Source organism: Loktanella salsilacus (assembly GCF_024206795.1).
Taxonomy (GTDB): domain Bacteria; phylum Pseudomonadota; class Alphaproteobacteria; order Rhodobacterales; family Rhodobacteraceae; genus Loktanella; species Loktanella salsilacus.
The window spans coordinates 1,495,832-1,508,775 of the sequence record NZ_CP072994.1; the positions used below are offsets into that span (position 1 = coordinate 1,495,832).

Below are 12,944 nucleotides of genomic sequence, written 5' to 3' on the forward strand. Positions count from 1 at the left end.
CGCGGCAATCAAGAGGCTCTCAACATGCAATATTCAGACACGGAAATCGAAACCTATCTGCGGAGCGGCGAAAAAGAGCCCGAGTTGCGCCGCGAGTTCGGCGATGCCTTGTACGAGGATCTGTCCCAGCTCGCGAACGCGATTGGCCGCCAGCCACCCGCGCTGGAACGCGCACGGCGCAAGGTGTTCATTCTGCCCGGAATCATGGGTTCGCGGCTGAGTGTTGTCAGCAACGGCTTGCAGGATCTGATCTGGATCGATCCCTTCGATATCCTCGGCGGCGGTCTGCGAAAGCTGTGGCCCGCCACGGCGGACACGGTGATCGCCGCGACAGGCACCGTTTTCGCGCCTTATTTGCGCATGCGGTTGCGGTTGACCCTTGCGGGCTATGACGCGTCCTTCCTGCCTTACGACTGGCGGCTATCGCCTGCCGACACGGGCAACGCGCTGCTGGGGCAAATGCAGGCAAGAGGATATAGTGATGTCGTGCTTTTAGGGCACTCTATGGGCGGGCTGGTGGCCCGCGCCATGGCCGCGGGCGATCCGGGCGGATCAGTCGTGTCGCAGGTCATCACCTTCGGCACACCGAACCACGGCTCTTACGCGCCGCTCGAGATTCTGGCGCTGTCGCACGGTACGTTGCGCGCCATCGCCGGGATCGATTTGGGCAACACCGCGCGCGACATCGCAAGCGATGTGTTGCGCCATATGCCCGGCCTGCTGGAAATGCTGCCTGATCATGCGAAGCGGCCTGACGCGGACTACTTTGCGCCGGCAACCTGGCCCAGCGGGACTGTTAGGCCGCTTAAGGCGGCGCTGACGGCGGCGCGGGCAGGGGCGGGCGGTCTGCAACGCCCTGATGACCGCTTTACCCAGATCGTCGGCTGGTCAGAAGACACGGTGGTGGGCGCGCGGCGCGGCGCAGATGGCTTTGTCTTTGAAATGAAGCGTGACGGTGACGGCACCGTGCCGCGTGATCTGGCCGAAACCGACGGTATCACACGCTACTACACGCGGGGCACCCACGGCAGCTTGTGCAACCGCGGCGATGTCATCGCTGCGACCATTGATCTGATCGGCACTGGGCAAACGGCGCACCTGTCGCAGACCCGTCCTTTGGTGACAACCGAAGGCCTTGCGGGAGTCGAGATCAGCGCTGAAAGCCTTGCCGCGCAAAGGTTCGGCGATGTGCCGCAGCCGCCGGTGCGCGAAACGGATTTTGCAGGCTCTTTCCTGTCGTCTGATTGGGCGCCGGACGATGACGCGCCGCCGCGCACCGCCGTGATCGGCACCGCACCCGAAACCGGTCCGTCATACAACTATCCGGTCAGCGTGATTAAGGCCGCACGAACCCGTTGGGACGGATCGAAAGAAGAACGCGACAACGTCGTGGCCAAGATGGCAAGCGCCAAACCGCTTGAAACGGAAAGCGCGCCGCGCCTGAAAGCCTATACCGAGCGGCTGCTGACCCAAGTTAAGGCCTCACAGCGCAGTCCCGATCCCGGCATCGTGGCCGACCTTGAAACTGCGGTGCGCACGACCGGACAGGTAAGTTCCCAAAGCGACGCGCTGCCAGCGGCAGAGAGGGCGTTTCTAGAACGGATCATCGGAGAGGCCGAGGAATTCCTAAGCGTGATGTTCGTCAAACGCGCGGTGGTCGCCGCGGCATCTGTCGGTCGCATTGTGACGCGGGACACCCATCGCGGCTTTGGCACCGGGTTCCTGATTGCACCGGGTATCCTGATGACGAACCAACACGTTTTGCGATCCGCGCAAGAGGCGCGTGCGGCGTCCGTCCAATTCATGTTCGAGCTGGAAGTTGATAGCCGCGAAGCGCCGGGTCACGTCTTCGAGCTTGAACCGGACCGTTTGTTCTATGCCAGCGCGGACCTTGATATGGCCATCGTCGCCGTTGCGCCTGTCGCGCTGGATGGCGCATTGCTGAGCGATTGCGGACAGTTGCCGCTGATTGGTGCAGAGGGCAAAATCCGAAAGGGGCAGCCCGTCAATATTGTCCAGCATCCCCTAGGAGGGCGCAAACAGGTCGTTTTCCGCGAAAGCCTTCTTAGCGCGTTGCCGCAGGACGATGATCACGTCGCCCATTATACCGGCGATACGCAACCCGGGTCTTCCGGATCGCCGGTGTTCAGCGATCGTTGGGAAGTGATTGCGCTGCACCACTCTGGCGTGCCTGCGGTGAATGGCAACGGCCAGATCGTCACCTTGGACGAAACCGTCTGGAATGAAGAGACCGACCCTGACGGCCGCACGATCAAGTGGGTCGCCAACGAAGGCATTCGCATTTCGCGTATCATCCGGCACCTGACGGCGTTGCCCGCACAGTTGGAAGCGCGGGGCGAGCCGGGCGCGGACCTTGTGCGCGATATTCTGCGGATTTCGGAAGAGGCCAACACCAACGGGGCCTTTATCCATAAACCGCCTAAAACGTGTCCCGACTGCGAGGCCCGCCGCAATGGGGCAAGACCCAGTATCCCGGTGCGCGCCCCGGAAGGTGCACGCCTATCCCCGCTGGACGTCAACGGAACCACCGTCATCCCACTTCAACTGACGATCGGAATTGCGTTGGCCCCAACGGTCGACAGACCGGTATAAGATAAAGATGTGCTGCAGGTTAACGCTCCAGCTGCCCAAGTCAGCGCTTTTGATAAAACTCGACATCGGGGCCAGCCTAGATAGGCTGACCCCGATCCACCAAAGGCTTGGATTGAATGCCGCACGCAGGTCTTGCGGTCATGGTGCGATTGCGACCTTGAAGCTGACCGAGCCTGTCTCGCCCGGGGCAAAGGGCCCCGTGCAGTCCCAGCGCAAGGCACCGACATAGCCCGCGTTGTTCACCGCAGGCGCGGCAAGTGTACAGCTTAGCGACAGTCCCAGCAGCAGCGGCGACGGCACGGCTTCGGCCAGTTGGGTATAGGCTGGGGTATGGTCGTGGATCACCACATTCATGGCCATTTCCTGACTAGGGTTGGTGACGTAGATGCGGTATTCCAGCACATCGCCAACCCATCCCTTGTTAGACTGGTCCTCTGGCGTGCCTTCGGTTTCGTTGCGCACGGTCTTGGTCAGCACAAGGTAACCATTTCCCGATGTGCTGGTCAGTCGGTCGGTATTCACGTCCGTTTCCCGCACCGCGATCCCGGTATAGATCGTTTCCGCCGACACATCGAAAGCATAAGCCGCGTTGTCGCCAAGGCTGGAGCTTGCCGCCACCCGCGCGATCACACAAAGCTGGGTACCCACCGACACCAGTTGCGGCCCGCTGAGCGTAGTGTCCGGTGTGCCATCGCAGTTCGTGTCGATGAACAATGTCGCGGCAAAGGCATCTGCAGATTGGGTCGTGACATTCGTTAAGGCAAAGCTGACCGTTCCGGTGCTGCCGGCTATGTATTCATGGCGCAGCGTCACAACTTGGCCCGCACCAATCGCGGCCTCCTGAGACTTGGTTAACCTGGCTTCACGGATCAGACCGACGTCTAGACCGGCGTAATCCGTCGCCGCCAAAGGCGTGAATGTGAACTGACCGTCCGACGGATCGGCATTGACGCGTGCGGGCAGCGCCTGCGCGGTTTCTGATACAGTGATCAGCCCGCCTGTGGCCGTCACGACAACCGTCACAGCCCCGGTGTACCCCTGCGGCAGTGCAAGGCTCCACTGACCGGCCGCATCAAGCGCGGGTGCGGCAAGGAAGACGCCGCTGGCGTCAAGAAGCGTCACCACAGCTTTGTCTGTGCCGAGTTCGGTGCCGGACAGAACATTGTCATGCGCCGCGGCGCCGCCTGCGCCATTGTCCAAAAATACCCGCCCCGACAGCACCTGTCCCGAGGGCGAAAGCGCGATCGTCACTGTGGCCTCGTCGTCATCCGCAATGCCGTCACTTAGATCGTCTGTGGCGGCACCGACGTCTGGATCACTATCGGGGTCTGCCAGCGCACTGGCGATCACCTCGGCCGTGTTGGTGTGCACGCCAGTGGCCAGCATCGTGACACGAATGGTCAGGACCTGCGAAGCGCCCGGTGCCAGCGATCCCACCACCCAAAGCCCGGTACCTGGATCGTAGGTGGTGCCACTGGATGCCGCGTCGTCCTGCACATAGGCAAAGCCGGACAACAGCTTGTCCTGCACGACAACACCCGTCGTCGCGGCGGGACCATCGTTGGTGATCGTTATGACAAAGTCCACCGCCGCGCCTGCCAAGGCTGCGGTGATCGGGCTGGCATCGACAGCGAACCGGGCCTGTTTGGTGACGGAAAGGTCAGCCTGTCCGAGGATAAAGCCAAAGTCTTGGCCTGTGGTGGTCGCTCCGACGGCGACGGCGACCGATATCAGCGGGGCGGCGGTGCTGACAATCAACCCCGCAGGAATGGCCGGATCAGCGCTGTCCAACGCAATCCGGTAGGTGCCAGCCGGCAAGGGATCAAAGCCATAGGTGCCATCGGCAAGCGTTCCTGTCGTGCCAACAAGCGTATCATCGGCAAAATTCATTGGTGAGCCATTGTCATTGTAAAGCGTGACAATGATGCCTGCGGGAAGCGTCGGCTCTGCCCCGTTATAAGCGCCAGACCCGTCCAGATCTTCGTAAAGAAGGCCCGAAATCGCGCCGCCGCGCTGAACAACGACGGTGATATTTGCGGATTTGCAATTGGCCGTATTTGCCGTCTCGCAGATTTGGTAGGTGATCGTATATGTCCCCTCAGGGGTCCCCGCTGGTACAATCACCTGGCCTTCGGACGCGCCCGACGTTGCAAGATACGGGACCAAAGCGCCCGGCGCCGCAGGTGTCGCCGCAGTGACAACCGCGGTGTCGATCAGCGCAGGATCAATTGGGTTGTTATTAAACGTGTCGTTGCCAAAGGCATTGCCTGCGGTCCCGCCGATACTGCCTTCGATTGGGTTTGCGCTGAAATCGTCGTCCGCCGCGTCAATTTGGGTCACTGTACAGCTGACAGCCTTCAGCATGAAGTCGTCCCAAAGCACGATATCCGCATAAGGCTGCTGATCGTCCTTGCCCGACGCCGTGTCATCAAATGGATAAACGCGGACATAATACGTTGTTGAAGGGGCCAGGGTCACAACTGTCCCCGACGCATCGTAATGCCCGAAATTGTAGATCGCGGTTCCAAAATCTTGGACGAAGACACCCGCGGCGGCACCCGGCATGTCACCATTGCTCATCTGCGTGTCTGCCAGCAAAGTTTGCGGACTTGCAAAGGCAGGGTCATCGTCAACCTGAATTGCGAACTTATAGACGCCTGACGCTTGGTTGTGCCACGGCTGGGTCGCCGCATATCCGGCGACGCCAATACCATACAACTCTACCGTGTTCGTATAGGCCTGCGTGGTAAAGTTATAGGCAACATAAGAGGATGCGCTGAAGCTGGCGGGCACTGAATTGCGATCGATGTTTAGGTCGTTCAGGTTATTCACAGCGGTCAACCCCGATACCGACTGCGATCCAATAGCTGAAAACAGGTCCGTGCGGTCGATTGATCCGTTTATGTTTCCGTTATTGTCCCAGCGCATGCCGATGTCGGCAAACGCATTGCCGGTAGGGGTTGTAACATTGCAGGCGCTGGCCGACAGGCCGGGACCCGATGGAAACGCGGGCGACGGCGGCGGGACCACCTCAACAACAGCACTGACATCGTCAATCGCCAGATCATTGCCGCAGCCGCCAGGTGCGTTATTGATGATCCGGGTCGCGAAGTTGGTCTGACCGTCCGGGATCAAGATCGTGCCGCTATTCAGCTTCCAGATATCAACATTGCTATTTTCAATTGCAATGTCACCCGAATCCACAGCGCCCAAAACAGTTCCGCTGCTATCTAGAACCTGAAACGTGACATTCGGCAAAATGTAGCCGCCTGGGGTGGTGCCGCAATAATCTGCGGTGCCAACGGTGTTGATATTTGCCAGATAAGCCGAGATCGTGATTGTACGATTGTTGCCAATCAAAGGCGCGGTCACACTTCGCGAATACATCACGTCGGGCTGCAGTTCGGCGTTGATGACCATCATTCGACCATCTGTGTTACCCGTATGGTCAGGCATTGAACGGAATGCCCCGGGGAACGCCACCGAGGGATCGTTCGCAATCGTGTACTCACCATCATCCACGACATTTGGATCACCACCAATGTAGCGGTCGCAGATCCCCGTCAGATTTTCATAGCACAGCGTCGTGATCCCGGCCGCCAGTTCAGGCCCCGGATTTATGGCCCCAGAGCCGAAATCTTCGGTCAGGATAACGGTTTGCGCCGATACACCATGCGCAGTGCTGCACAGCAAAAGCACCTGCAGGATAATCAGGACCCTCTTGGTCGCCGCCTTCCTCATTTTGTGAAAAAAGGAATTAAACCCCAAAAGGCGGTTCTTTGACCCGGCATCGCGCAGCGCCACATCGGCCAGCTGGTCCTTGGTCATAACGTCAAGAGCCGCGGTGGGCACCAATCCTGCATAATCTGTATGGATCGCACCGACCCCTTGCACCAAGATTTCGCGGGATCGCGCGCCAAGACGCGGGTCTTGGAGACTACGGCGGTAGCGAAGCATGGCAAATCTCTTTCGGTACAGCGCTGCCCAGTTGTAGGCAGATTGGCGCCCTTTATGATCGCCGATTGGCATGCGTTTCTGCAGACTGGCAAACGGCTGGTGACTGATGCAGAAGGTCAGGCCGGTTATCCATTCGGATAGCAAAGCAGATTTCATTCCAGACATCGAAGTCAGAATTGGATGCCCGCACGTGGCGATCAAGAAACGCAATACGCGCCGCTAGAGCGTCACTGAGATCGCAGCGGAAGCCGTCTTTGCCAGTCTGCAAGATGTGGCAGCGCTGGTGGACGGGGCACACGGGTCAATTCGCAATGGAAACTGTGCCGGGCCCTGAAAAGGTTTCGCATAAAAATCAACAGCGCGAATACAAAACGCACCTCTGGCTGGAAAACACAGCAAAAGGGCCGCGTTAAGTGACCCATGAAAACCAATAGAAAAGGGATGGTCGGTGCAGAGACAGTCCGTCTGTATAATTACTGTAATATACTGGAAAGTATAAATAATGTCTGATCACTGTTGATATCGCACCGCGTATCAAACCACATGCTACCTCCCAAAACCTTTTCGACGCGCGAGGAGGGAGGCATACTATTTTGACTGCGTTCGTGGGCTCGCCGGCTTCATAACCTGAAGGTCGTAGGTTCAAATCCTACTCCCGCAACCAACTTCCGCGAAAATCGCGCCAGATACGGCCCCGAGTCCACTCGGGGCCGATTTGCGCAGCATCTCCAATAAGTTGCCTTCGATTGTCAGGCGGTGGCCGTTCGCTTCCGCGTCCCAATCGACGATGACCCGATCCACCATCTCGTGGAGTTGATCGGCAGCACGAACGGAAACAGCCTCATCTGAGAGGGTTGCGGCCAGATCACCGACCAACTCGCGATAAAGAACCGGCAGGTTGTCCGGGAGCACGACCTCCGCCGGAACGATCTTGTCGCGCGCACCCTCAAGGCTTTTTAGTTCAGCCTCGATTCCCCTGAGCTCATCGATGAGAGATTGGGACCCCAAGCCCTGTCGGGCCAAGGCGACAAGGTTGCGCTGCCCCGTTTCTAGCTCCCGCACGCGCAAATCGTGAATGCGCAGCCTGTCCGCGGCTGTTTCCCGGTCCTTATCCAACCCCACGCGCACGCGCTCTTGAAAGGCTGCGTAGGCGTCGGGCTGCATCAGTTCGTCACGCAGGCCTGAGAGCACGAGGGGCAGGGCAATACTGTCGCGCAGGCCCCGGAAGCCTGTGCAGACGCTCGGGCCTTTCTCCTTGGCGTTCGCGCAGTAGTAGGCCTTGTATTCGGCGGCCCCGGCTACGGTCATGTTACCGCCGCACTTGCCGCATTGCAGCAGCCCCGACAGCAGATATTTGCGGCGCCGGAGCGCCTGACCAGTGGACAGGTGATTGCGATCAGTGCTTTCTAATTTGGACGTCCGCTTCTTCATCGCAACCTGACGCGCCTTAACGGCGTCCCAGAGCTCCTGATCGACAATGCGTAAATCCGGCCGTTCGAAGATCACCCACGCGCTCTTCGGGTTCAGTGTCGAGGTCTTCTTCTCTGTGATCGGATCTTTGCGGTAGGTGAGCCGATTCCAGATCCGACGGCCGATATAGAGCTCGTTGTTCAGGATACCTGTGCCGCGGGCGGTGTTCCCGTTGATCGTGTTCTGCTTCCAATGTCCCGATGATTTGCGCTTCGATCCCACCGACGGCGACGGAATATCTTCATCGTTCAGGCGGTTCGCGATCTTGATCGGTGAAATACCAGCGGCGTAGTCGTTGAAGATGCTCCGGATGACCGCCGCCTCGATCTCATCAATTGCGAGTTCACCTTTTGCTGGGAACCCTCGCTGGTCGGTTCCTGGCTTGTAGCCGTAGATGCGCCCTCCGCCGCTCAGTCCTCGCGAAACGTTTCCCTCGATCCCGCGGTGGACATTGGCGGATAGCCTCTCCAGGAACATCCCGCTTAAGAGCGAGGACAGACTGACCGCCAGTGCGTCTGCCTTGCCGCGATCGACGGTATGTATCTCAACTCTGCCGTGGTTGGCGAGCTTGTTAAATCGCGCCAGGTGTTCGGGGTCTCGCGAGATGCGATCGAGGGATTCAGCCAGCACAATGTCGAAGGTGCGGTCCTTCGAGATGAGCGCGTCCATCAGTCGTAGGAAGTCTGCACGGTCATAGCTCGCCGTGCCGCTGATAGCACGGTCTGAAAAGCGCTCGACAACCACCCAACCTTCCCGTGCCGCGTAGCGCTCAGCCAGTCGGAATTGGTCCTCCACTGACATCGGGTTCTGCATATCCGTCGAATAGCGGGCATAGATCGCGACGCGGCGCGGGTCAGGGCGGGTATGTTGGGTCATTGCTGTTGCCTCCGATCAATCTTCATCTGCTGCTCACCCCACAAACGATTTAATGTCGAACCGTCCGTCGACGGTAAAAATGGCTGCGCCTGCTTGTTCGCAATCACGGTAGAAGACACCGAGGAGGTCGGGGTCGCGTGACAGACGCCCGACATTATCGACAAGAACGATTCTTGCTTCCCCATCTTGCAGATGCGCTCGCAGAGCCTGCAAGCCTGCTCTGTCTTGTGTGCCGCTGACTCCGTCGTCGCCGAACACCTCGCTGATCTGCCACCCTTGGGCAGCCGCGTAGGCTTGGCAACGGGAGAGCTGTTCAGCGGAGGTGGTGTGGATAAAGGTGCCAGAGCGGAGATAGATCGCTGCAATGGTGGGTTCGGTCATGGTGACCTCCTCTTAGTTGTTAGTCAGCCCAGTCCCGGGGGGGGCCAGGCAAACGGTCGTGGTTGTCGCCAGTATTGATCGGATGACGGACCTTCGCCCATCGTAGGTCGATGATGCTTGGCCTCGCCGCAGCGGCGTTCCGCGCGTCAGGGTTGTGGCGTCAATGAACCATTCGCCTGATATATCGAATGAGATTGCGGAAATGTTGTGGCAATTCAAGCCGAGACGGGCAAAAAACGGATATCGCGTCAAGTGTCGCTTCCTGCTTCTCCCGCTCTTGCGAGAGCTTGCGGACCGCGGCTTCTGCGAGAAGGTCTATCAGTCTGTCGAGCGGCATCGGCGGAGTCCTTTCCTGTTCGGGCCTCAAACAACCGACAAGGTGGACGCCCACCCGATCCTTCGCACAACCGTGGCCGATAGCGTCCGCAGGGCAACCTGCGGACGCACACCTTACCTGAGTAATTGCGCCCCGTGTGCGACCAATAGCAGGACGATTGCTGTGCGCTGAACGCACACGCTATGGCGTCGCATCCAGATGCGGGTCCGGCGGGGCAGGTAAAACATACGACGTTCTCCAGTGAGTAAAGGTCGGCGCGCCGGCATCGTCGTAGCAGCGACGGAGCATTGTTCGCCGGCGCGCCAGCTGGGCGGGCGATCCAGTCACGCCAGCCGGGCCGCAGTGGCCCTCAAGGACGGCACCCTGTTAGGTGCCGCCGGTCTTTAGTCGGACGCGATAAGTGCAGACGCGATCCGCTGCGCTTCCACCGCGTCCATCACGTCAGTGATCCGGCGGTGCAGGAGGCGTAGGGCGTCCTGTGCGGGTTCCAGTGCCAGCGCATAGGCATCGTGGACACGCTCCACATGCCCTTCGGCTGGGTCACTCTCATTCGGGCGGAAGGTCTCCGATGTGCCGTTGGCAATCTCCAGTTCGACCTGCCGGATCAGCGCATCGAGTTCGTCGAGCACCGGGACGCGGAAGATGCCGCTGGTCTCCAGCAGGCGCATCATGCGCTCAGCTCCGAGCCGCCGCGCCGGAGGCAGATTAGGGTGGATGGTATCGAGGATGGCGGTATGCGCCTGCCGAGTTTGCCCGAGGGCAAGCTCAATGAGGCCGGTCACGCGGTCGGCAGGCTCGGGGACGGTGCAATCCGGGCTCATACTTCACCTCCAGCGCGCATCAATCGCTTGGTCCTGCGCCGTTCGACAACGAAGTTGGCTGTGCGTTGCCGCCGTCGGTCGGCGAGACGCTCTGCTGTCGCGGCCTGCATCTGGCGAATGCGGGCGCGGACTGTGCGCAATCGCTCGGCGGGACCGCCGGACAGCTTTCCAAGCACGGGAGATGCGATATCACAGTTGAGAATGAAACCGGCACTGTTCATCGAGACCATTATCCGTCTCGCGCCAATGAACCGCGTTGGCCGGTCGAGGCCGAAGGCGGCGTAATCTTCCGCATTCAGGGCATGAACTTCCTCGCCACAATTGGCCCGCCGTGGCGAGCTGGTGCCGTAGGCAATCAGCGCAAAGCGCTGGCCCGCCATCTCCTCAATCTCGAGGACGAGGCAGGGACGTGGTTTAGGAGTATCGCCGGGCTTGGCCATCCGCACCGGAAAGCGGAAGCTTACGATATCACCAGGCGACAGGTGCTCCTGCCAGGCCGGGGTCATTGCGAGATTGAGTGCTGTCGTGTCGAGCATTGTCGGGTCCTTAACTGATGGATGTCCGACGCGCCCGATCAACCCCTTTCCTCTATCGGCCGGGTTCTTCCGTCGTGCGCGTCACAAGGCGCGCGCACGACGGAAGGGACTGGCCCTGTTTCCTTGCTTTGATTTCCTTCCTGTGTGGCGGGAGAGCGTCGAGAGGGTGTCCCTCTCGACTTCGCGCTCAGTGCGCGAAACCGTTCTTCTACAACCTTTGTTTAAGGGGCACTGCATTTACCAACAGCGGAAGCAATAGTGGCAGCGACCCGAAGCAGACTTGCCGCTAGCGGCCCACCCCGGCCATTCACCGGCTATTCGTGATGCTGCAGCGCAGCTCGTGATTGCAGACCTTCGTGCATCGCGCAGCATTTGCTTGGCTAAAAGGTCAGCCAGCGGACGGAGCGGCCATTGGCTCCGTTCTCGCTAATGTCCCCTTCCAATGTAAGGCCTCTGACAGCGCACAATTGGATGTCGTCAAAAACGTTCGTTTTTAAAAGCGTTTGCCAATGCCATTTCTTGGGTTACGATTAGACCACCCTGGCTATCGTTCGGAAGGAGATCCAGGCCGCTATTCGACCCGTGCTTGCGATGTGCGCCGTGAGTTCTTTCAGGTGTTTCAAAACATTGAGCCTTCAGACTATGATTGATGCGGGAGCGCGTGACGCAGAAACTGCAAACGCCGCTTAATCGGGGGCTGCGTTGATGCTTACTTTTTAGTGGTGATGTGTTCATTTTATTTGGGAGGAAATTATTTGGAAATTATGCTTTGTGGGGCGCATGACGCTGAAGCTATTGAGCCGATGTTTAAGTCTGTCGTTGCGAGCTTTGGGGCGACCCCTTGGTTCTATCGGGATGGAACGATAATGCACATTAATTCCGCCACTTCGAGTTGGGCTGAAAACTCACGTGCGACAGTTGCGATGGCTGATGTCTGTGTATTTGTCATTCTAGAGAATTACGGATCAATTACGTGGAATGAGGAACTTGACGAAGCGCTGGCTTTGGGGAAACCGTTTGTTGTGCTTGCGCTCGAAAAAACCTGGGTTCGTTACAATACTTTGCTGGACGCTATTTCAGATTCTGAATTAATTAAAGACAAGAACGATCAACTCATGATTGATGTATTACGTAAAATGTCTATAAATGAATTCACTGTCGTCACATTTGGTTACGATACATTTGCCGATAAGCTCCGAGGAAATCTCTCGCACATTTTCGGATTTGGGATAAAAGTATTAACTCTTCGAAATCAGCGAGCCACGATGCTAGCATCTCTCTCAAAATCAGGAAAGCTCACAGAACGTCAAATTGAACAACTAATTTCCTTGGCAACCGACGAGCTAGAAGAAAACAAGTTATCTAGGAAAACAGCGATCAAGCGATTGGCACTAGAGAACCTCAGGGACGAAGATTTTCTTTTGGACATTTGCAGGTCAGATGAGCAAGGCGTGCAAAGGCTTGGATTTAGCATTTTGCCATCTCTGGTTCCGTTGCCGATGAAGGATGATCTGCTTCGTGAACTTGCTCAAATTGCTAACAATAATGACGATGTTGGAACTCAGCGCAGGTTTGTAAATAGCGTTACAGAGCTATGTCCTGAAAATCTCGATATTGTTCTAGAAAGTGTCGAAGCGCTAGAAGTTGGCATTCGCCGCCGTGCATATGAAGGCGTAGAACAAAACTGGAGTAAGGTTATGGCAATTTGGGGGAATGATCGCATGAAACGTTTTCTTGACGTTTGCCATGGAAAGTCTGCGGTCGGCGCGTCGTGGCAAGAGCGATTACGCAAAAAGATTGACAGCCTCAATGTGATCCCACCGATGGATTAACTATTCTTTGGGGACTTCAATGATATTGAGCGCTGGGAACGTGGGATTCGTGTTCGGATCAGCCCAATTGTTTTGCATTCAAGAACTGCCGGCCCCAAGCCGGCTTTGATAAGCAAAAGCT

At 58.1% G+C, this 12,944-nt stretch carries 7 protein-coding genes; 2 read left to right on the forward strand and 5 right to left on the reverse strand.

The window, feature by feature from the left end; genetic code table 11:
- Window positions 1-24 precede the first annotated feature (24 nt).
- Window positions 25-2,613 (forward strand): trypsin-like peptidase domain-containing protein, encoded by a 2,589-nt coding sequence (locus KBW81_RS07325; protein WP_254248848.1) that lies wholly within the window; start codon window positions 25-27, stop codon window positions 2,611-2,613.
- Window positions 2,614-2,751: 138 nt separating this feature from the next.
- On the opposite strand, the gene KBW81_RS07330 is transcribed toward KBW81_RS07325, so the two are convergent.
- The 5 genes from KBW81_RS07330 to KBW81_RS07350 all read right to left on the reverse strand — a co-directional run bounded on the left by KBW81_RS07330 (window position 2,752) and on the right by KBW81_RS07350 (window position 10,991).
- Window positions 2,752-6,570, reverse strand: a complete 3,819-nt coding sequence (locus KBW81_RS07330; RefSeq protein WP_254248849.1) for a hypothetical protein — start codon at window positions 6,568-6,570, stop codon at window positions 2,752-2,754.
- 642 nt (window positions 6,571-7,212) lie between these two features.
- Window positions 7,213-8,916 (reverse strand): recombinase family protein, encoded by a 1,704-nt coding sequence (locus KBW81_RS07335; protein ID WP_254248850.1) that lies wholly within the window; start codon window positions 8,914-8,916, stop codon window positions 7,213-7,215.
- Between the two features lie 33 nt (window positions 8,917-8,949).
- Window positions 8,950-9,297 carry a recombinase family protein gene (locus tag KBW81_RS07340; protein WP_254248851.1) on the reverse strand — a complete coding sequence of 116 codons (348 nt, stop codon included), beginning with the start codon at window positions 9,295-9,297 and terminating at the stop codon, window positions 8,950-8,952.
- 720 nt (window positions 9,298-10,017) lie between these two features.
- Window positions 10,018-10,455, reverse strand: a complete 438-nt coding sequence (locus tag KBW81_RS07345; RefSeq protein ID WP_254248852.1) for a hypothetical protein — start codon at window positions 10,453-10,455, stop codon at window positions 10,018-10,020.
- A complete protein-coding gene (locus KBW81_RS07350; protein ID WP_254248853.1) occupies window positions 10,452-10,991 on the reverse strand; it encodes a hypothetical protein in 540 nt (179 codons plus the stop codon). The genes KBW81_RS07345 and KBW81_RS07350 overlap by 4 nt, the downstream gene beginning before the upstream one ends.
- A gap of 755 nt (window positions 10,992-11,746) precedes the next feature.
- On the opposite strand from KBW81_RS07350, the gene KBW81_RS07355 reads away from it, so the two are divergent.
- A complete protein-coding gene (locus KBW81_RS07355) occupies window positions 11,747-12,823 on the forward strand; it encodes a hypothetical protein (RefSeq protein ID WP_254248854.1) in 1,077 nt (358 codons plus the stop codon).
- The last annotated feature ends 121 nt before the right edge of the window (window positions 12,824-12,944 follow it).

What these genes read in the sequence shown, in the direction of transcription:
- KBW81_RS07325 (WP_254248848.1), top strand. Translation starts at nt 25, where the DNA reads ATGCAATATTCAGACACGGAAATCGAAACCTATCTGCGGAGCGGCGAA.
- KBW81_RS07330 (WP_254248849.1), bottom strand. Translation starts at nt 6,570, where the DNA reads ATGCTTCGCTACCGCCGTAGTCTCCAAGACCCGCGTCTTGGCGCGCGA.
- KBW81_RS07335 (WP_254248850.1), bottom strand. Translation starts at nt 8,916, where the DNA reads ATGACCCAACATACCCGCCCTGACCCGCGCCGCGTCGCGATCTATGCC.
- KBW81_RS07340 (WP_254248851.1), bottom strand. Translation starts at nt 9,297, where the DNA reads ATGACCGAACCCACCATTGCAGCGATCTATCTCCGCTCTGGCACCTTT.
- KBW81_RS07345 (WP_254248852.1), bottom strand. Translation starts at nt 10,455, where the DNA reads ATGAGCCCGGATTGCACCGTCCCCGAGCCTGCCGACCGCGTGACCGGC.
- KBW81_RS07350 (WP_254248853.1), bottom strand. Translation starts at nt 10,991, where the DNA reads ATGCTCGACACGACAGCACTCAATCTCGCAATGACCCCGGCCTGGCAG.